Origin of the sequence: Rhodoferax sp. WC2427 (assembly GCF_040822085.1) — a bacterium.
Classification (GTDB): Bacteria; Pseudomonadota; Gammaproteobacteria; order Burkholderiales; family Burkholderiaceae_C; genus Rhodoferax_B.
In genome coordinates, this window is the sequence record NZ_CP162006.1 from 1965953 (window position 1) to 1984309 (window position 18357).

General features: G+C 63.2%; 23 protein-coding genes and 1 tRNA gene. 13 read left to right on the plus strand and 11 right to left on the minus strand.

Annotated features, from left to right (window positions below):
• The first annotated feature begins 2 nt into the window (after nt 1–2).
• The 6 genes from AB3G31_RS09290 (at nt 3) to AB3G31_RS09315 (ending at nt 4828) form a co-directional block, all read left to right on the plus strand.
• On the plus strand, nt 3–197 hold the full coding sequence (locus AB3G31_RS09290) for a DUF2065 domain-containing protein (protein WP_315225186.1): 195 nt from the start codon (nt 3–5) through the stop codon (nt 195–197).
• A 93-nt stretch (nt 198–290) separates the two neighbouring features.
• Nucleotides 291–1439 carry an ATP phosphoribosyltransferase regulatory subunit gene (locus tag AB3G31_RS09295; RefSeq protein ID WP_367849896.1) on the plus strand — a complete coding sequence of 383 codons (1149 nt, stop codon included), beginning with the start codon at nt 291–293 and terminating at the stop codon, nt 1437–1439.
• 13 nt (nt 1440–1452) lie between these two features.
• The gene (locus AB3G31_RS09300; protein WP_367849897.1) at nt 1453–2793 is read left to right on the plus strand and encodes an adenylosuccinate synthase; all 1341 of its coding nucleotides are present in this window, start codon (nt 1453–1455) and stop codon (nt 2791–2793) included.
• A gap of 75 nt (nt 2794–2868) precedes the next feature.
• Nucleotides 2869–3393, plus strand: coding sequence for a phosphoribosyltransferase (locus AB3G31_RS09305; RefSeq protein ID WP_367849898.1), 525 nt, complete (start codon nt 2869–2871; stop codon nt 3391–3393).
• A 23-nt stretch (nt 3394–3416) separates the two neighbouring features.
• Nucleotides 3417–4625: a PLP-dependent transferase gene (locus AB3G31_RS09310; RefSeq protein ID WP_367849899.1), complete on the plus strand. Its 1209-nt coding sequence runs from the start codon at nt 3417–3419 to the stop codon at nt 4623–4625.
• A gap of 32 nt (nt 4626–4657) precedes the next feature.
• Entirely contained in the window at nt 4658–4828 is a 171-nt protein-coding gene (locus tag AB3G31_RS09315) for a hypothetical protein (protein WP_315241485.1), read from the plus strand.
• Between the two features lie 15 nt (nt 4829–4843).
• Here the strand turns inward: AB3G31_RS09315 and AB3G31_RS09320 are convergent, their stop codons facing one another.
• Complete coding sequence (locus AB3G31_RS09320; protein ID WP_367849900.1) at nt 4844–5467, minus strand: arylesterase; 624 nt, start codon at nt 5465–5467, stop codon at nt 4844–4846.
• A 15-nt stretch (nt 5468–5482) separates the two neighbouring features.
• Between AB3G31_RS09320 and AB3G31_RS09325 the strand changes: the two genes are divergently transcribed.
• Complete coding sequence (locus AB3G31_RS09325) at nt 5483–6169, plus strand: ABC transporter ATP-binding protein (RefSeq protein ID WP_367849901.1); 687 nt, start codon at nt 5483–5485, stop codon at nt 6167–6169.
• Nucleotides 6170–6269: 100 nt separating this feature from the next.
• Complete coding sequence (gene rlmB, locus AB3G31_RS09330) at nt 6270–7004, plus strand: 23S rRNA (guanosine(2251)-2'-O)-methyltransferase RlmB (protein WP_315189040.1); 735 nt, start codon at nt 6270–6272, stop codon at nt 7002–7004.
• A gap of 162 nt (nt 7005–7166) precedes the next feature.
• Here rlmB and AB3G31_RS09335 read toward each other — a convergent pair whose 3' ends face one another.
• Nucleotides 7167–8567: a phospholipase D-like domain-containing protein gene (locus tag AB3G31_RS09335; RefSeq protein ID WP_367849902.1), complete on the minus strand. Its 1401-nt coding sequence runs from the start codon at nt 8565–8567 to the stop codon at nt 7167–7169.
• Nucleotides 8568–8724: 157 nt separating this feature from the next.
• On the opposite strand from AB3G31_RS09335, the gene AB3G31_RS09340 reads away from it, so the two are divergent.
• Entirely contained in the window at nt 8725–8934 is a 210-nt protein-coding gene (locus tag AB3G31_RS09340) for a hypothetical protein (RefSeq protein ID WP_367849903.1), read from the plus strand.
• A 74-nt stretch (nt 8935–9008) separates the two neighbouring features.
• On the opposite strand, the gene AB3G31_RS09345 is transcribed toward AB3G31_RS09340, so the two are convergent.
• The 5 genes from AB3G31_RS09345 to AB3G31_RS09365 are packed head-to-tail and all read right to left on the minus strand — an operon-like array spanning nt 9009 to nt 12697.
• Nucleotides 9009–9776: an amino acid ABC transporter ATP-binding protein gene (locus AB3G31_RS09345; RefSeq protein WP_367849904.1), complete on the minus strand. Its 768-nt coding sequence runs from the start codon at nt 9774–9776 to the stop codon at nt 9009–9011.
• Entirely contained in the window at nt 9760–10413 is a 654-nt protein-coding gene (locus tag AB3G31_RS09350; protein ID WP_367849905.1) for an amino acid ABC transporter permease, read from the minus strand. Before AB3G31_RS09350 ends, AB3G31_RS09345 begins: the two co-directional genes overlap by 17 nt.
• 11 nt (nt 10414–10424) lie before the next feature.
• Nucleotides 10425–11096, minus strand: coding sequence for an amino acid ABC transporter permease (locus AB3G31_RS09355; RefSeq protein WP_367849906.1), 672 nt, complete (start codon nt 11094–11096; stop codon nt 10425–10427).
• Nucleotides 11097–11123: 27 nt separating this feature from the next.
• Nucleotides 11124–11915 (minus strand): transporter substrate-binding domain-containing protein, encoded by a 792-nt coding sequence (locus AB3G31_RS09360; RefSeq protein ID WP_367849907.1) that lies wholly within the window; start codon nt 11913–11915, stop codon nt 11124–11126.
• Nucleotides 11912–12697: a GntR family transcriptional regulator gene (locus AB3G31_RS09365; protein ID WP_367849908.1), complete on the minus strand. Its 786-nt coding sequence runs from the start codon at nt 12695–12697 to the stop codon at nt 11912–11914. The genes AB3G31_RS09360 and AB3G31_RS09365 overlap by 4 nt, the downstream gene beginning before the upstream one ends.
• A 158-nt stretch (nt 12698–12855) precedes the next feature.
• Between AB3G31_RS09365 and AB3G31_RS09370 the strand changes: the two genes are divergently transcribed.
• Complete coding sequence (locus tag AB3G31_RS09370) at nt 12856–13845, plus strand: diguanylate cyclase (RefSeq protein ID WP_367849909.1); 990 nt, start codon at nt 12856–12858, stop codon at nt 13843–13845.
• Nucleotides 13846–13866: 21 nt separating this feature from the next.
• Here the strand turns inward: AB3G31_RS09370 and AB3G31_RS09375 are convergent, their stop codons facing one another.
• Nucleotides 13867–14127 (minus strand): HNH endonuclease, encoded by a 261-nt coding sequence (locus tag AB3G31_RS09375; protein WP_367849910.1) that lies wholly within the window; start codon nt 14125–14127, stop codon nt 13867–13869.
• Between the two features lie 84 nt (nt 14128–14211).
• The gene (locus tag AB3G31_RS09380; RefSeq protein WP_367849911.1) at nt 14212–14766 is read right to left on the minus strand and encodes a LuxR C-terminal-related transcriptional regulator; all 555 of its coding nucleotides are present in this window, start codon (nt 14764–14766) and stop codon (nt 14212–14214) included.
• Between the two features lie 76 nt (nt 14767–14842).
• On the opposite strand from AB3G31_RS09380, the gene AB3G31_RS09385 reads away from it, so the two are divergent.
• Nucleotides 14843–15562 carry a CoA transferase subunit A gene (locus tag AB3G31_RS09385; RefSeq protein WP_367849912.1) on the plus strand — a complete coding sequence of 240 codons (720 nt, stop codon included), beginning with the start codon at nt 14843–14845 and terminating at the stop codon, nt 15560–15562.
• 2 nt (nt 15563–15564) lie between these two features.
• Nucleotides 15565–16203 (plus strand): CoA transferase subunit B, encoded by a 639-nt coding sequence (locus AB3G31_RS09390; RefSeq protein WP_367849913.1) that lies wholly within the window; start codon nt 15565–15567, stop codon nt 16201–16203.
• Between the two features lie 4 nt (nt 16204–16207).
• Here AB3G31_RS09390 and AB3G31_RS09395 read toward each other — a convergent pair whose 3' ends face one another.
• Nucleotides 16208–17326, minus strand: coding sequence for a PQQ-dependent sugar dehydrogenase (locus AB3G31_RS09395; RefSeq protein WP_367849914.1), 1119 nt, complete (start codon nt 17324–17326; stop codon nt 16208–16210).
• 495 nt (nt 17327–17821) lie between these two features.
• On the opposite strand from AB3G31_RS09395, the gene AB3G31_RS09400 reads away from it, so the two are divergent.
• A complete protein-coding gene (locus AB3G31_RS09400) occupies nt 17822–18211 on the plus strand; it encodes a hypothetical protein (protein ID WP_367849915.1) in 390 nt (129 codons plus the stop codon).
• Between the two features lie 64 nt (nt 18212–18275).
• Here AB3G31_RS09400 and AB3G31_RS09405 read toward each other — a convergent pair.
• A tRNA-Gly gene (locus AB3G31_RS09405) sits at nt 18276–18349 on the minus strand.
• Nucleotides 18350–18357 lie beyond the last annotated feature (8 nt).

An 18357-nucleotide genomic window follows, 5' to 3' on the forward strand; every position in this document is an offset into this window, starting at 1 on the left:
TCTTGGAAGACGCAGGCAACAGCCTCTGGGCCGCCCTGGCCCTGGTGCTGGTGATAGAAGGGCTGTTGCCCTTTCTGTCACCGGGTGGCTGGCGGCGCATGTTCCAGCAGATGCTGGCCTTGCAAGACGGCCAGCTGCGGTTTTTCGGCCTGTGCAGCATCGTTGCAGGCCTGCTCTTGCTCTGGTTCGTGTCTTAGGAACGTGTTCTAACTTTTACGTTAAACCCGGCCCGCGTTTTATCGGCTTCCAAGCCCGGTAAAATCTCTTTTTTAACAGCCTCCCAAAACTCCATGTCTGCTTGGGTCCTCCCGGATCACATTGCCGATGTTCTGCCTTCCGAGGCTCGGCACATCGAAGAACTGCGTCGCGCCCTGCTCGATGCCGCCCGTGGCTATGGCTATGAACTGGTCATGCCGCCCTTGTTGGAGCACTTGGAATCCTTGCTCACCGGCACCGGCGAAGCGCTGGACCTGCAAACTTTCAAACTGGTAGACCAGCTTTCGGGTCGCATGATGGGTTTGCGGGCCGACACCACGCCCCAGGTCGCCCGCATCGATGCCCATTTGCTCAACCGCCAGGGTGTCACGCGCCTGTGCTACTGCGGCCCGGTGGTGCACACCCGCCCCGACCGTCCGCACGCCACCCGCGAGCCACTGCAACTGGGTGCCGAAATCTACGGCCACGCCGGGCTGGAAGCCGATCTGGAGATCCTGCAGCTGTCGCTGGACTGCCTGCGGGCCGCCAATGTGCAGGGCCTGGCCGTGGACATGGGCGATGCCCGTATCGCCCGGGCGCTGCTGGCCGATCTGGGCCTCACATCCGAGCACCTGGCCCGCGTGCACGCCGCGCTGGCCAACAAGGACGCAACCGAACTCGCCAGCCTGTGCCAAGATTTTCCACAGGCTTCGCGGGACGGCGTGCTGGCCCTGGTTCAGCTCTATGGCGATGCCAGTATCTTGCAGACCGCCGAGCATGTACTGCCTGCCTTGCCTGCCATCCAGGCCGCCCTGCGCGACCTGCAATGGCTTTCGGCGCAACTGGGCGACACGCCGGTCACTTTTGACCTGGCCGATCTGCGCGGTTATGCCTACTACAGCGGTGCCCGTTTCGCGATTTACGCGCAGGGTGCCAGCGATGCCCTGGTGCGCGGCGGGCGCTACGACGAAGTCGGTGCGGTGTTTGGCCGCAACCGCCCGGCGGTGGGCTTTAGCCTGGACTTGAAACAGGTGGTAGGCGCGGTGGGTCCGCGCCCGCTGCGGGCGGTGATCCGTGCGCCCTGGGGCCATGCAGCCGACCTGCGCAGCGCCATTGCCGCGCTGCGGGCCCAGGGTGAAACCGTGGTCTGTGTACTGCCCGGCCACGAGAGTGAAGTTGATGAATTCCATTGCGACCGCGTGCTGATCCCAGCTGCGGGCCAGTGGATCGTGCAAGCTATTTAAGAAAATTCCCGAGATGAACACGCAAAACAATTTAGTCCCTGGTCGCAATGTTGTCGTCGTTGGCACACAGTGGGGCGACGAAGGCAAAGGCAAGCTGGTCGATTGGCTCACCGAGAGCGCCCAGGGCGTGGTGCGCTTCCAGGGCGGCCATAACGCCGGCCACACCTTGGTCATCAATGGCGTGAAAACCGCTTTGCACCTGATCCCCAGCGGCATCATGCGTGCGGGTGTGAAGTGCTACATCGGTAACGGTGTGGTGCTGTCGGCAGCCAAGCTGTTTGAAGAAATTGAAGGCCTGGAAAAGGCCGGTGTGGAAGTGCGCTCGCGCCTGCGCATCAGCGAAGCCTGCCCCTTGATTTTGCCGTTCCATGCGGCGATCGACATTGCCCGGGAATGCCTGCGCGAAAAGGGCGGCACCGAGAAGATCGGCACCACTGGCCGCGGCATTGGCCCGGCATATGAGGACAAGATTGCCCGCCGCGCCCTGCGCGTGCAAGATTTGAAATACCCCGAGCGCTTTGCCACCAAGCTGCGCGAACTGCTGGAATTGCACAACTTCGTACTGACCCAGTTCCTGCACGCCCCGGCCATCGACTTTGACACGGTGTACGCCGAATCCATGCGCCACGCCGAGCTGCTCAAGCCCATGATGGCCGACGTCTCGCGTGAACTCAATGACGCCCATGCCGCCGGTGCCAATCTTTTGTTTGAAGGCGCGCAAGGTACGCTGCTTGACGTGGACCACGGCACCTACCCGTACGTCACCTCCAGCAACTGCGTGGCCGGTAACGCGGCAGCCGGTTCGGGCGTGGGCCCGGGCATGCTGCACTACATCCTGGGTATCACCAAGGCCTACTGCACCCGCGTCGGTGGTGGTCCGTTCCCCACCGAACTGGCCTGGGAAGAGCCCGGCACCCCCGGCTACCACATGAGCACCATCGGCGCTGAAAAAGGCGTGACCACCGGCCGCAGTCGCCGTTGTGGCTGGTTCGACGCCGCCTTGCTCAAGCGCAGCGCCCAGGTCAATGGCCTGAGCGGCCTGTGCATCACCAAGCTGGACGTGCTCGACGGCATCGATGTGCTGCAACTCTGCACCGGCTACATGCTGGACGGTGAACTGATCGACATCCTGCCCATGGGCGCAGACGACATTGCCCGCTGCGTGCCGGTGTACGAGGCCATCGACGGCTGGACCGATTCCACCGTGGGCGTGACCGACTACGAGAAACTCCCGGTCAACGCCAAGCGCTACCTCAGCCGCATCGAGCAGGTGACTGGCGTGCCCATTGCGATGGTGTCCACCAGCCCGGACCGGGACCACACCATCCTGCTCAAGCACCCCTATCAGGCTTAAGCCAAATTTATAAAAAATAGGCACTCACCGCAATCAGTGCCTATGCGAGTAGCTATAGTTTCAGGAGTATTTCCCATGTTGACAGAAGACGGTAAGCACCTGTACGTAAGTTATGACGAATACCACAACCTGATCGAAAAGCTGGCGCTCAAAGTGCACCAGTCGGGTTGGCAGTTCGACACCATCCTGTGCCTGGCCCGTGGCGGTTTGCGCCCTGGCGATGTGCTGTCGCGCATTTTCGACAAGCCGCTGGCCATCATGTCCACCAGCTCCTACCGCGCAGATGCCGGCAAGCAGCAGGGCACGCTGGATATCGCCCGTTTCATCACCACGCCCAAGGGCGAGATTGCCGGCCGAGTGCTGTTGGTGGATGACCTGGCCGACACGGGCCTCACCCTGCGCTCGGTGATCGAGCAGCTCAAGACCAACTACCCGCCGATCACCGAATTGCGCAGCGCGGTGGTCTGGACCAAGGCGGTGTCGGTGTTCACCCCCGACTACTCGGTGGAGTTTTTGCCCACCAACCCGTGGATCCACCAGCCTTTTGAAGGCTACGATGCCATGCGCCCCGAACAGTTGATGGAAAAGTGGAAACTCTGAACCCTGTCTGACGGAGATGTTGCTTGCCTGACCTGACCACCCAACTCATCCACCACCCCTACCAGCCACCGGCCGATTTCGCCGCGCCGCAGCCAGGGGTATTCAAAGCCTCCACCGTCATCTTCCCCAGCGTCGCCGCCATGCGCGAACGTGACTGGAAAGACAAATCCGCCTTCACCTACGGCCTGCACGGCACGCCCACCACCTACCAGCTGGAAGAGCGCCTGTGTTCGCTGGAGGGTGGCACCTACTGCGTGCTGGTACCCAGCGGTTTGACGGCGATTGCCAACGTGGCCCTGGCCCTGCTCAAGACCGGTGACAGCATGTTGGTGCCCGACAACGTCTACGGCCCCAACAAGTCGTTTGCCGATGGGCAGTTGGCGCGCTGGGGCATCAGCACCCAGGTGTACGACGCGATGGACCCGGCCGATCTGGCCGCCAAAATCACCGACACCACCCGGCTGGTCTGGGTCGAGGCCGCCGGTTCGGTCACACTGGAGTTCCCCGACCTGCCCGCCTTGGTGCGCATCTGCCACGACCGTGGTGTGGTCTGCGCGCTCGACAACACCTGGGGCGCGGGCCTGGCCTTCAACCCCTTCGATCTGCTGCCCGGCACCAGCCCGGCATTGGGGGTGGACATCTCGGCGCACGCCCTGACCAAATACCCCAGCGGCGGCGGCGATGTGCTGATGGGCAGCGTGATTACCCGCGACCCGGCCTTGCACCGCAAGATCCAGCGCACGCACATGCACCTGGGCCTGGCCGTGGGCGCCAACGACGCGGAGCTGGTGCTGCGCTCCTTGTCCAGCATGGCGTTGCGCTACCACGCGCACGACGCGGCCACCCGCACCTTGGCGCGCTGGTGTACCCAGCAGCCTGCCTTTGCCCAGGTGCTGCATCCGGCCTTGCCCGATTCGCCAGGGCATGCCCACTGGCTCACGCTGTGCCGCACGGATGCGGCGGCGGGCTTGTTCAGCGTGGTGCTGGATGCCCAGTACACGGTGGCGCAGGTCGATGCCTTTTGCGACGCCTTGCAGCTTTTCAAGATCGGCTACAGCTGGGGCGGCCCCATGAGCCTGGTGGTGCCGTACGAGCTGGCCAGCATGCGCAAGAAGTGGCCCACAGGCATAGCACAAGGCACGCTGGTGCGGTTTGCAGTGGGATTGGAATCGGTAACGGATCTGCAGGCCGACTTGGCGCAAGCGCTTCAACACATGGTTGCAAGCTGTTAAAGTGGCTACACACTATTTGAAAGAAGAAGACCTTGGCAACACCTAATTACGGATACGAAAAGCGCCAAAAAGAGCTGGCCAAGAAAAAGAAGAAAGAGGACAAGCTCAAATCCAAAAGCGAACGCAAGCACGATGAGCATGCGCCCGAGGATGGCAGCACCCCGGCAGACGGCCAGCCGCCCGAGGCCCCCACGGAATCCTGATCGCCGGGTTCCTGCTTACTTCAACAGTTTCTTCAGTTCCGGCCACACGTTGTTCAGCAGCGTAGGATGCGCTTCCGCCTTAGGGTGGATGCGGTCCGGCTGGAACAGCGCCGTTGCATCCGGCCCATCCGCCACGCCTTTCAGCAGAAACGGCACCAGCGCGGCTTTCTCCCCCTTGGCAACCTTGGCAAACACACCACTGAAGCGCTCGGCGTAGTCGCGCCCGTAATTGGGCGGCACCTGCATGCCCACCAGCAACACCTTGGCCCCGGCTTTTTGGGCGGCTTCGGTCATGGTGCGCAAATTGTCTTCGGTGCCCTGCAAGGGCAGGCCGCGCAAGGCGTCGTTGCCGCCCAGCTCGATCACCACCACCGTCGGTTTCACGCTGGTCAGCAGGCCCGGCAGGCGCGCGCGACCACCGGGTGTGGTGTCGCCACTGATGCTGGCGTTGTGCACCGTGGCGGCGATATTTTCAAGGGCCAGGCGCTTTTCCAGCAAGGCCACCCAGCCGGTGCCGCGGGCCAGGCCATACTCGGCGCTCAGGCTGTCGCCGACCACCAAAATAGAGGGGATGGGGGCCGCCGATGCCCCTACGGCCAGGGCCAGGGTCGCAGCCGCGATAAAGTGTCTACGTTTCAAAACTCAAAGCCTTTCATGCCAACTCTGTCCACCGGTGCCGTCATTGCGGTAGAACACGTCTCTAAATCCGTCACGGATTCCACCGGGTCGCTGGCCATTTTGCGCGATATCGATTTCTCACTCGCGCCCAGGGAGACTGTGGCCATCGTCGGTGCGTCGGGCTCGGGCAAAAGCACACTGCTGTCCATCATTGCCGGGCTGGACACGCCCACCCAGGGCACGGTGCGGGTGGCCGGGCAGGACATCTTTGCCTTGACCGAAGACCAGCGCGCCGCTGTGCGGGCACAAAAGATGGGCTTTGTGTTCCAGAGCTTCCAATTGATGGGCAATCTGACCGCGCTGGAAAACGTGATGCTGCCGCTGGAGCTGGCCGCCCGCAAGGATGCCCGCAAAGCCGCCACCGAGATGCTGGAGCGCGTGGGGCTGGGCCAGCGCCTGGGCCACTACCCCAAGCTGCTCAGCGGCGGCGAGCAGCAGCGGGTGGCCCTGGCGCGGGCCTTTGTGGTCCAGCCCGCCGTGCTGCTGGCCGACGAGCCCACCGGCAGCCTGGACTTCGCCACCGGCGAAAAGGTGATGGAGCTGATGTTTACCCTGAACCGCGAGCAGGGCACAACCCTGGTGCTGGTGACCCACGACCGCGGCATCGCCGCCCAGTGCGAGCGCCGTATCACCATTGAGGCAGGGCAGATCGCCCACGCCTGAATGTATAAAAAATCAGCTGCTCGTGCTTATTCCATAAGCGTGAGTAGCTATCAAAAGAATAGTGCTCTGCTGCAGGTGCGCCAGCGTCGATAATCTCCCCATGTCTTCCCCTAAAGTTCTCTTCGGCTTCCATGCCGTGGGCGTGCGCCTGAAAACCGCGCCCCAATCCATCATCGAAATCTACTACGAGCCCACCCGGCGCGACGCGCGCATGCGCCAGTTCCTGGAAAAAGCCAACGAGGCCGGTGCCCGCCTGATCGAGGGCGACAGCATGCGCCTGGCCAAGCTCTGCGGCAGCCACGGCCACCAGGGCGTGGCGGCCCGGGTGGAACACATTCCCCAGGTACATTCGCTCGACGATTTGCTCGACAGCCTGACCGAGCCCGCGCTGCTGCTGGTGCTGGACGGCGTGACCGATCCGCACAACCTGGGCGCCTGCCTGCGCGTGGCCGACGGTGCCGGTGCCCACGCAGTGATTGCCCCCAAGGACCACGCGGCGGGCATCAACGCCACGGTGGCCAAGGTGGCCAGTGGCGCGGCCGAAACCGTGCCGTACTTCATGGTCACCAATTTGGCGCGCACCCTGGGGGAGCTCAAAGAACGCAGCATTTGGTGCATCGGCACCAGCGACAACGCACCCAAAACACTCTACCAGGTGGACCTGAAAGGCCCTGTGGCACTGGTGCTGGGCAACGAAGGCGACGGCATGCGCCAGCTCACCCGCAAGACTTGCGACGAGTTGGTGGGCATCCCCATGCACGGCGCGGTGGAGAGCCTGAACGTGTCGGTGGCCAGCGGCGTGTGCCTGTACGAGGCGCTGCGTCAACGCCTGTAACTTGCTGTAAAAGTTCTCCCCGGTTGCACTGGATAACTTTGGGGATAACTCTGTAATTGGGCAGAATAGAGAGGGTAAACCCTTGATCTATAAGGGTAAACCTTGCATTGCCTGTTATTTAGGCAGTTGACAAGTCTCTCGAGGCACCTACCACATTCCAGGTCACAGCTGAAAAGCCACCCACCGCACCAGGCCCTCCACCAGCTCTCGCCCCAGGCTGGGCGGCTGCGGTTGGTAGGGCAGGGCGCGGTGTTGCAACTGCGTGATCCAGTCGGCAAATTGCCGTACCACCGGTGGGTCGTAGAAGGCCACCATCAGCTCGTAGTTCAAAAACAGGCTGCGCTCGTCCAGGTTCGCCGAGCCCACCAGCGCCAGCTCCTGGTCGATCAGCACCGCTTTGGCGTGCACCATGCTGGGCAGCAGCCAGATGCGGGCTCCGGCGGCCACCAGCTCGCGCAGGGCGGCATAGCGGGCGATGTCGGCCAGGCGGTGGTTGGACTGGCGCGGCAGCACCAGGTCGACCGCTATACCGCGCCGTGCCGCCAGGGTCAGCGCCATCAGCAGGGTCTGGTCGGGCACAAAGTAGGGGGTGACCGCCAGAATGCGGGTCTGCGCGGTGAAGCAGCCCGACACCAGCAGCGTGTAGAAGGTGTCGTCGGCCTGGTCCGGGCCGCTGGGAACCAGCCGGGCGCGCAGGCCGGAAGTGGTGGTATCGGGCGCGATCCGGGGTAAGGGCCCGGCGGCCTTGCCGGTAGTGGCGAATCCCCAGTCTTGTTCAAATCTCTGCTGGGCGTGCTGTGCCAGGTCACCTTGCAGGTCAAAGCTGAGGTCGATCCAGACGGGTTTGTGCAGCACCGATTGGGCGTCGCCCTCAAAATATTCAGCCGCCAGGTTGCGACCGCCGCACCACAACCAGTGGCCGTCGGCCACCGCCATTTTGCGGTGGTTGCGCAGATTGGTGCGGCCGCGCAGCGTCGACGACAAGGGCGGCACGAACAAGGTCACCTGGATCCCCGCCGCACGCAGGCGCCGCAGGTTCGGGTGGCCGCCCAGATACAGGCCGATGCCGTCCAGCAGCAGGCGTATCTTCAGGCCCTGCCGCGCGCGCAGCAGCAGTTGCGCCGTGATGGCATCGCCCAGCACGTCCCGCCCCAGAATGAAGGTGCAGATGTCCAGTGTGTGCTGCGCCCCGGCGATCAGCGCCTGCAGGCGGTGCAGGGCTTCACGGCCATCCTGGTGGATCACCAGTGACCCGAAGCTGGCGGTAGCGCCCAAGCCCAGGGCGCGGGCCAGGTGCTCCTGGGCCATTGCCGGTGGCGGGCTGCCGTGGGCCACCGGCTTCAGCGCCCCGCGGGTGCTGGCCAGCTTGCGGCGGCCAAACATGAGGTACAGCGGCAGGGTGATGTAGGGCAGCAGCACCAGCGAGATCGTCCAGGCGATGGCGGCAGACGGATGGCGGCGTTGCTTCAGCGTGTGGGAGCCCGCCATGTAGATGCCCAGGCCCAAGACGACCAGCGCACCGTGCAGGGTGATCCATTGGCGGGTGAGGAGGTCGTGTAGCAAGTGGGCTTGGTTCTGTGTAGTGCGGAGGTAAAGAGGCGGTGGATGGCGCCCGCCCTAGTGTGTACCCGATTGCCAACAGGCCCAAACAGGATTGAAATAACGGTTGTGCCAGTAGATAGCGTTTCGGCTGTAATTAATAATTTCGAAAGGATTTGCCATGAAAACCGAACTCATCCAACCCACGGCCACCATCATCGCCGCCATGATCTCCACCGATGGCGACCGCAACTCCACCGGCCACCGCATGGGCTGCCAGGATTTGTTTGTCGCCACCTACCGCAAGCTGGAAGCCGCGATGCTGCAAATCCAGAAGGAAGACGAGGCCAAGATGGATGCCCGGCGCGAACCCCAGCGCGATTACGCCTGAGAATTCTTGGGCATAAAAATAGCTGCTTGCGCTTATAGGATAAGCGTAAGCAGCTATAAATAGTGTAGTAGAGATCAGTCTGTCAATGAAGACAGAAACTGCTTGAGTTCCGGCGTTTGCGGGTTGCCAAACAGCTCGGCGGGCGGCCCCATCTCGTGCACGCGGCCCTGGTGCATGAAGATCACCCGGTTGCTGACCTTGCGGGCAAACGCCATCTCGTGCGTCACCATCAGCAGGGTCATGCCTTCGGCCGCCAGGCCTTCCACCACGCGCAGCACCTCGCCCACCAGTTCCGGGTCGAGCGCCGAGGTGATTTCATCGCACAGCAGCACCGCCGGTTCCATGGCCAACGCCCGGGCAATGGCCACCCGCTGCTGCTGCCCGCCCGAGAGCTGGTCGGGCCAGGCATCAAACTTCTCGGCCAAACCCACGCGGGCTAGCAGCTTTTGGGCCTGGGCGGTACCGGCATCGTCGGCCTGCTGCTTGACCAGGCGCGGCGCCAGCATCACGTTTTTGCCCACAGTGAGGTGCGGGAACAGGTTGAAGCCCTGGAAAATCATGCCCACGCGCTGGCGCAGCGCCCGCATGGCCAGGGCGTTGTCGTGCAGCAGCGGCTTGCTGTCCACCGTGAGGCTGCCGCTCTGGAAGACTTCCAGCCCGTTGATGCAGCGCAGCAGCGTGCTCTTGCCCGAGCCGCTTTTACCGATGATGGCGATGACCTCACCGGTCTGCACCTGCAGGTCGATGCCTTTGAGCACCTCGTTGGTACCGAAGGACTTGCGCAGGCCCTGGATCTCGACGATGGGGCTGAGGCGGGTTTGGGTTTTAGCGGCGGGCTGCATGCATCTTCCTCTCTAACAATTTGGCGTAAAAACTGACCGGGAAACACAGGGCGAAGTACATCAAGGCCACGCAGCTGTAGACCACAAAGGGCTTGAAGGTGGCGTTGGCGATCATGGTGCCGGCCTTGGTGAGCTCGATGAAGCCGATCACCGAGGCCAGCGCCGTGCCCTTGATGACCTGCACCAGAAAGCCCACGGTGGGCGCAATGGCGATCTTGATGGCCTGGGGCAGCACCACGTAGCGCAGCCGCTCGCCAAAGCCCAGCGCCAGGCTTTCTGCCGCCTCCCACTGCCCCTTGGGGATGGAGGCCACGCAGCCGCGCCAGATCTCGGTCAAAAACGCGCTGGTGTACAGCGTGAGCGCCGCCGCTGCCGCCACCCAGGCGCTGGTGTTGATGCCGAACAGCGCAATGCCAAAGTACGCCAGAAACAGCTGCATCAGCAGCGGCGTGCCCTGGAACACCTGCACGTAGGCGGCCACAAAGGTCTCGGTGCCGCGCACCTGGCTCAGCCGGGCGACCAAGAGCAGCACGCCCACGATGCCGCCGCCGATGAAGGCCATCAGCGACAGGCCAATCGTCCAGCGCGCCGCCAGCAGCAGGTTGCGAAAAATATCCCAAATGGCGAAATCAACCATGGTGTGTGTCCTCAGCGACCGTAGACAAAACGCGGACCCAGCCAGTTCAGCAGCTTGCGCACCGCCATCGACAGCGCCAGGTAGATGCCGGTGGCAATGATGAAGGCCTCGAACGCGCGGAAATTGCGGCTCTGGATCAGGTTGGCGGCGTAGCTCAGCTCTTCGGTCGAGATTTGCCCGCAGACCGCCGAGCCCAGCATCACGATGATGATTTGGCTCACCAGCGCGGGCCAGACCTTCTTCAGCGCCGGTGGCAGCACGACGCGGGTGAAGGTCTGCCATTGCGACATCGCCAGGCTGGAGGCGGCTTCGATCTGGCCCCGGGGCGTGGCATCGATACCGGCGCGGATGATCTCAGTGGCATAGGCCCCCAGGTTGACCACCATGGCCAGGATGGAGGCCACCTCGGGCGACAGCTTGAAGCCCAGCGCAGGCAGGCCAAAGAAGATGAAAAACAGCTGCACGATGAAAGGCGTGTTGCGGATCAGCTCCACATACGCCCCCACCAGGGCCTGCAGCCACAGCGGCGCCCGGGTGTTCTGGCTGCGCACCCAGGCGCAGGAGATGCCCAGCACCGCGCCGATCAGCGTGGCGATCAGCGTCAGGCCCAGCGTCCAGACGATGCCCTTGGCCAGCAGCGGCCACTGCTCCAGCACGGCGTAGAAGTCGAATGCGATGCGCATGGCTTGGCTCCGGTGGTGACGGGGGATTTATTCCGGCAGGTTACCGGCGGGACGGCCCAGCCAGCGCACGGCCATCTTGTCGATGTCGCCGGACTTTTTGCCGGCGAGGATGATTTCGTTGACCTTGGCGCGCAGCGCGTCTTCGCCCTTGGCCACGCCGATGAAGTTGGGCGAATCTTTCAGCAGCAGCTTGTACTCGGCGCCCAGTTGCGGGTTCTTGGCCATCAGGTTGCCCGCGACCGACGCGCCGGTGGCAATCACCTGCACCTGGCCGGACACAAACGACGAGACGGTCACGTTGTTGTCTTCAAAGCGCTTGATGTCGGTGCCCGACGGGGCCAGCTTGGTCAGCTCCTGGTCTTCGATGGCGCCGCGGGTCACGCCCACCGATTTGCCCGCCAGGTCGGCAAAGCTCTTGATGCTGAGGGTTTTGGGTGCGAACACGGCCTGGAAGAAGGGCGAGTAGGCGGCGGTGAAGTCGATGACTTTCTCGCGCTCGGGGTTTTTGCCCAGCGACGAGATCACCAGATCGGCCTTTTTGGACTGCAGGTAGGCCACGCGGTTGGCGCTGGTTACCGGGGCCAGTTCCACCGCCACGCCGAGCTTGCCGCCGATGTAGTTGGCCATATCGATGTCCAGGCCCTGGGGTTTCAGGTCGGTGCCGACAAATCCGTAGGGCGGGAAGTCGGTGGGGATGGCGATGGTGATTTTTTTGGCCTTGAGCACGTCGTCCAGGGCGGTCTGGGCGTGGGCCCCCAGGCTGGCGAGCAGGGCGATGGCGGCGAGGCCGGATTGGAAGTGGCGGCGGGTGGATGTCATAGCAAGGCTCCTAGGTAAGTGGATGGGTCGTCGGGGGGCGGATCACGATCGGCCACCGGTGGGGGTTTGGCTTTTCGGGATCTTGTATGCAAGTCTTGTGCCTCAGATGCCGCCTTGCCCACCGGGGCCAGGGCATCGCGCAGCTGGGCCAGCGGGTCGGTGCTGACGGGCAACCTCAGTGCCTGCTGCACCGTGCCGATGTGGGCGGCCATGAGCTTTTCGGCCAGGGCGGTGTCGCCCTTTTCCAGTGCGGCGACGATCTGCACGTGGTCGGCACAGGACTGCTCGGCGTTGTGCGAGGACTGGTAGAGCATGGCGATCAGGGTGGTGCGGGCGGTGAAGTCGCGCAGCGTGTCGGCCAGCAGGGTGTTGCCCAGGCATTCGGCCAGGCACACGTGGAAGTCGCCCAGCAGGAAGCTGCGGGTACCTACGTCGTTGCCCTTGATGGCGGCCTGCTCCTGCAGCAGGTGCTGTTTGAGCCGCTTCAAGGCGGGTTTTTCAATGCCCTGCAGGCTGCGGATCAGGCCGGTCTCAATCACCCGGCGGGCCTCGAAGGCCTCGCGTGCTTCGTCTTGCGAGGGCTCGATCACGTACCAGCCCCGGCGTGCGCTGACCGTCACGATGCCGCGCGCGGCCAGCCGGGTCAGGGCCTCGCGCACCACGGTGCGGCTGCAGTCGAACAGCATTGCCAGCGGCTGCTCGCCCAGGCGGGCGCCGGGGGCGAGTTTTTGCGCCATCACGGCTTCGATGATGCGGGTACTGATGTCGGCGGCGGTAGTCATTGCCAGGAATTACGCAGAATCCGTGCCAACTGATATACAAGATGGATGCACCTATTCGGTGTCGATCCGGCATGTTGACCCCGCTGTGCACCCATTCGGCACACGCGGCCTTACCGCGAAGGTAGGCAAAGCTGGGGTATCGGCACTAAGATGGTTCTATGTCGTTCCAGCCTTCTTTAGTCGTGGCCCTGGTGTGCTTGCTCGCCTTGCTGGCGGGCGTGCTGCTGTACGGCGTGCACCGCAGGCGCATCCACCACCTGCAGCAGCGGCTGGATGCGGTGCTGGCGGCTTCTGCCGATGCCATTTGCTTCGAAGACCTGGACGGCCGGGTGGTTGGCTGGAGCCCCGGCGCCGAAGCCATGCTGGGCTACACCGCGCAGCAGATGCTGGGGCAGACGCTGCAACGGCTTGTGCCTGCCGACCGCCGGTTCGAGGAGGTTGTGCCCATGGACCCCGAGGGTGCCGTGCGTCACACTCTGGAAACGGTGCGTCTGCACCAGAATGGCAACCCGCTGCCTGTCTCCATGGTGCTGGTGCCCCTGGTGGACGCCCAGGGGCTGCGTACCGGCATGGCGCGGGTGTTGCGCGACACCTCGCGCCTGCAGGTGTCTGCCGAGCTGATCCAGTCCATGGCCTTCAACGATGCCCTCACCGGCCTTCCCAACTGGCGGCTGCTGCGCGACCGGATCTGGCGGGCCCAACTCAACAGTGCGCGGCAACGCTCGTATTTTGCGGTGCTGTACGTCGATGTGGACAACTTCAAGGGCGTCAACAGCGCCCATGGCCGTGCGGTGGGCGACCAGGTGCTGATCGAGGTGTCGGTGCGGCTGATGGCCGCCATCCGCCAAAACGACACCGTGGCCCGGGTGCGGGGCGATGAATTTGTGGTGCTGCTGGAAGACCTGGGCAGCAAAGAGGTGTCTGCCGCCCACCATGTCAACACGGTGGCCGACAAGATTTGGGACATGCTGGAGCGCGATTACCCGCTGGGCGAGCTGCATGTGCGCTGCACCGCCAGCATTGGCATCCAGCTGCGCCTGGGGGGCAACGGCAGCGTGGACCAGATCATCCAGGCCGCCGATGCCGCCATGGTCCAGGTCAAGCAAGGCCGGATGTCGGTAGCGCGGGGGGTGTTTGGGGGAACGTAGCCCTGGGTCCCCTGGGCATGTTCAGCGCCGTTGTACCTTGCCCGGCTGTTCTGCTGAAACCGGCACCACGCCCGTGGCATGGCGCTGGTTGTTGCACACATCGTGGCTGATGGCCAGATTCTCCAGGTGGCTGTTGCCACCTTCGCTCAGCGGCTGGATGTGCTCCAGGGTGGCCGCGGCGGGCAATACGTGCTGGCCACACACCCAGCAGGGCACCACGCCATGCAGCTGCCGGGCCACGGTTTTGTAGATCTTGTCGCGGGTGTGCCCGAGTCGGCTCATAAACATCCCAAAGTTTGATTTGCTATGTATTGTATAGCTGCTCACGCTCATGGAATAAGCGCTGGAGGCTGATTTTCTTTGAATTTACCCGCCCAGCAGCCGCTGCGCCAGATCGGCTGTGGTGGAGGCCTTGTACTTGCGCATCAGGCCCGCGCGGTAGATTTCCACGGTGCGGTGGCTGATGCCCAGCAGCTTGGCGATTTGTTTCGAGGTCAGGCCGGTCATCACGTGGGCGGCTACCTCGCGCTCGCGCGGGGTCAGGGCGGCCTGCACCGGGCGGCGCGAGGACAAATCTTCAAAGCTCCACACCCCGGCGGCGTGCGGGGCGTTGCGGTCCAAGGCGCGGCCCATTACGTGGCACCAGAAGGCCTCGCCTTTGAAGCGCCCGCCCACGCGCTGCATGATGCGGTCGTCGGCGTAGCGGCCCTTGGTGTCCATGGTCAGCGCGATGCGCTCGCCGGTACGCTCGAACTCCACGGCAGTGGGGTAGAGCACCTGGAAGGACTGGCCGATGAGCTGGTCGCGGTCGGCCCCGAACATCTCGCACAGGTGCTGGTTGCAGTCCACAATGGCGCGGTTGCGCGACACCACCAAGCCCACCGGGGCCAGCGCAAACGCCAGCGCGTAATCCACGTCCATAGTGCAAACCCTTTACGAAAAACTACGTAGCCCAATAGGTAGTATCGTTCTGCCAGATTTTTAACCGGAGAACTGTGTGAACAAAATTTTCCCCTCTGCCGCCGAGGCGCTGAAAGGCGTTGTGCAAGACGGCCAACTCATGGCCGTGGGCGGCTTCGGCCTGTGCGGCATCCCCGAGGCGCTGATCGACGCACTGCGCGACTCCGGCGTGAAAGACCTGACGGTGATCTCCAACAACGCGGGTGTCGACGGCTTCGGCCTGGGCAAGCTGCTGGAGACCCGGCAGATCAAAAAGATGATCTCCAGCTACGTGGGCGAGAACAAGGAATTCGAGCGCCAGTACCTGGCGGGCGAGCTGCAACTTGAGTTCACCCCCCAGGGCACGCTGGCCGAAAAGCTGCGTGCCGGCGGCGCGGGCATTCCGGCCTTCTTCACCAAGACCGGTGTGGGCACCCTGGTGGCCGAAGGCAAGGAACTGCGTGAGTTTGACGGCCAGACCTACGTGATGGAGCGCGCCCTGGTGCCCGAGGTGTCGCTGGTCAAGGCCTGGCGCGCCGACAAGTCCGGCAACCTGCAGTTCCGCCTGACAGCCCGCAACTTCAACCCCGCTGCCGCCATGGCGGGCAAGATCTGCATCGTCGAAGTGGAAGAAATCGTCGAGACCGGCAGCATGGTGCCCGACCAGGTGCACCTGCCCGGCATTTACGTGCACCGCATCGTGCTCAACGCCCACCCCGAAAAGCGCATTGAAAAGCGCACCATTACCGAAACCGTGACAGCGAAAGCAGGAGCATAAACATGGCCTGGAACCAAGACCAAATGGCGGCCCGCGCGGCCCAGGAGCTGGAAGACGGCTTTTATGTGAACCTGGGTATCGGCATCCCCACCCTGGTGGCCAACCATGTGCCCGCCGACAAGGAGGTGTGGCTGCAAAGCGAGAACGGCATGCTCGGCATCGGCCCGTTCCCCACCGCTGACCAGGTGGATGCCGACCTGATCAACGCGGGCAAGCAAACCGTCACCACGCTGCCGGGCTCGTCCATCTTTGGCAGCCACGACAGCTTTGCCATGATCCGCGGCGGCAAGGTCAACCTGAGCATCCTGGGGGCCATGCAGGTCAGCGAAAAAGGCGACCTGGCCAACTGGATGATCCCCGGCAAGATGGTCAAGGGCATGGGCGGTGCGATGGACCTGGTGGCGGGCGTGAAGCGCGTCATCGTGCTGATGGAGCACGTGGCCAAAAAACGCGACGGCACCATCGACCTGAAAATCCTGCCCGCCTGCACCCTGCCGCTGACCGGCGTGGGCGTGGTCGACCGCATCATCACCGACATGGCCGTGATGGACGTCACCCCCGCCGGGCTGAAAGTGGTGGAGCTGGCTCCAGGCGTGACGCTGGAAGATTTGCAAGCCCAAACCGGTGTGAAGTTGGTCTAAGGCTTCACGGGGCCAGGCGCAACAGCTTGCCGCTGTCGGTCAGCAGCAGGATGGCCCCGTCCTTCGCCTGCACCACGTCGCGAAAGCGCTCTTTGCGGTCGGCATAAAGCGCCTCGCGGGTCAGCACCGCGGTGGGGCTTACCGTCATGCGCCACAGCGTCTGGCCCGCCAATGAGCCTGAGAACAGATTCCCTTTCCACTGCGGGATCAGATTGCCGGTGTAGAACATCAAGCCCGCCGGAGCCACTGAAGTGGGTACCCAATACGTCAGCGGCTCCACATAGGTGGGTGCATGCACGCCGCCGCCGATGCGGCAGGCTGTGCCCACCGGGTCGCCGTAGTTGCAGCCATAGCTTTTGACAGGCCAGCCGTAGTTGGCCCCGGCGCGGGCGATGTTGATCTCGTCGCCCCCTTGGGGACCGTGTTCGCTCACCCATAGTTCGCCGGTGTCCGGGTGCAGCGCCGCGCCCTGGGGATTGCGGTGGCCCAGGCTCCAGATGCCGGGCAGGGCGCCGGGTCCCAGCGCCGGGTTGTCGGTGGGGATGCTGCCATCGCGATGGATGCGCACCACCTTGCCCAGCGTCTGGGCCAGGTCTTGTGCGGGGCTGAACTTTTGCCGTTCGCCCAGGGTGATGAACAGGGTTTTGTCGCGGGCAAATACCAGGCGCGACCCGAAGTGGCCCGAGCCGGTGGTCTTGGGCTGCTGGCGCAACAGCACGGCCACGTCCAGCAGCGCATTGCCCACCAGCCGTCCCCGCGCCACCGCCGTACCGGTCAATCCGGCCTCGGCACCGCTGCCCGGCTCTGAATAGGCCCAATACACCCAGGGCGCGGTGGCAAAGTCGGGGTCCAGCGCCAGGCCCAGGAGGCCGCCCTGGCCGCTGTCGTTCACCGGCAAGATGCCGCTGATGGGCGTGGTGGTGGCACCATCCGCACTGACGCGCAGCAGGCTGCCGCTTTTCTGGGTGATCAGCAGTTCGCCCGATGGCAGCACCGCGATACCCCAGGGGCTGGACAGGCTGCTGTTGAGCGTGGTGACGGTTGGCGTGGCGGTGGCGGGCGGTGTGGCTGCACTGCTGCCACCGCCACAGGCGCCGATGCCGAACCCAAGAATGGGGGCCAACAACCATCGCAAAGCCAACAGAGAGAGGGAAGGGGTCGGGTGCATGCAGCAAACTCCTGGAGGCGGCACCGCAGGCTTTGGCGCGGGGCCATCAATGCAAGAAAAACTTGGAAAGGGTAATGGAAACTGAACTCGTTCAAACTACCTGGCGAATATCTAACGATTAACAGCTTACGCGTTTCGTACAATTTGCGGACTGTCAAGTTTAAATGTTATATGTAGTTTTAAAATGTATTTCTATTTTCCCCCTTTAGTTCGGTTGAGGCTTGAAAGCAGGAAAGGGGAAGACTACTGCATTTGCTTCGGCTTGCTATTTCGGAGGCAACGGTGAACACCTTTTCCGCTCACGCATACCTTGGTTTGCCCTGGTATTGCCCTGCATAAAACTATTCAATTTGCAGTGTTGATAGCTGCTGCCACTTTGAGAAATCGCCGTGCTGGACCATACTTAATTTACGCCCGGCAAACGAAATTCTCTTTAAAAAGGGATTAGTTATGTCAAACCAAGAAATAGAGCGCACGCTACACCAATTGGAACGCGCCTACGACCGCCTTATTGAACGGTCACTGCTCGGTCGCAAGTTGGAGTTGCCCAAAGTCGTACGGGTATGCCTGGTTTTGCGTGGCCTGTGCCACGATGGCCATGTAGTGAGCCGCCTGAGGAAGTTCCATTCCATCTGCGAGCATTTAACCCGGCTGATTCCGCCCACAGGCTTCGATGAAAGTGAGGAAATCCGGGCCGGCAAGGAGCAGTTGCGGCACATCAGAGAGCAGTTGGTCCGTGTGGAACAGTACGCTGCCATGCATCCTGAGCCATGGCAAGGTCCGGAGCGGCGGGTTGCGAACAGGCGGCGAGAGGGACCCAGTTCAGAAGCCAGTCTCTGAATCGACAGGCTGGTTCTTTGGGCGCCATGGCAAGCCGCTGCATTGCAACGACCTGGTTTCTGTGTGGAGCGGGTGAAGGGGATCGAACCCTCGTATCGAGCTTGGGAAGCTAGCGTTCTACCATTGAACTACACCCGCTGAGGTCA